The organism is Teichococcus aerofrigidensis, assembly GCF_054073225.1.
In genome coordinates this window covers 1-556 of the sequence record NZ_JBSXMU010000291.1, presented here as the reverse complement: position 1 = coordinate 556, position 556 = coordinate 1, and the positions used below count along the sequence as shown (strand labels likewise).

At 79.0% G+C, this 556-nt stretch carries 1 protein-coding gene; it reads left to right on the top strand.

Annotation, left to right across the window (positions count from 1 at the left end):
* The coding region (locus ACVMLK_RS21295; RefSeq protein ID WP_457487577.1) for a glycosyltransferase at positions 1-556 on the top strand (556 nt) is incomplete at both ends.

Sequence of the window (556 nt, the reverse complement as noted above, 5' to 3'; positions counted from 1 at the left end):
AGCGGGGGGCCGCGCGGCGCCCGCACCGCGGTGGTCGGCAATCCGGTGCGCCCGGCCCTGGCCGCGCTGGCCGGGCGGGAGTTCCACCCGCCACAGGGTCCGGTGCGGCTGCTGGTGCTGGGCGGCAGCCTGGGCGCGCGCGTCTTCTCCGACATCGTGCCCGCCGCCGTCGCGCTGCTGCCGCCGGCGCTGCGCGCGCGCCTCGCCGTGGTGCAGCAGACGCGCACCGAGGACCTGCCGCGCGTCCGCGCCGCCTACGAGGAGATGGGCGTGCCGGCCGAGCTCGCGCCGTTCTTCGGCGATGTCGCGCGGCTCTACGACACGGCGCATCTCGTGGTGGCGCGGTCCGGCGCCTCGACCATCGCGGAACTCGCCTGCGCCGGGCGCGGCGCCATCCTGGTGCCGCTGCCGCACGCGATCGACGACCACCAGACCGCCAATGCGCGCGCCCTGGCCGCCGCCGGCGGCGCCACGGTGATGCCGCAGCCGGGCTTCACGCCCGCGGCGCTGGCCGCCGAGCTGACGCGGCTGATCGAAGCGCCGGGCGGCCTGGCCG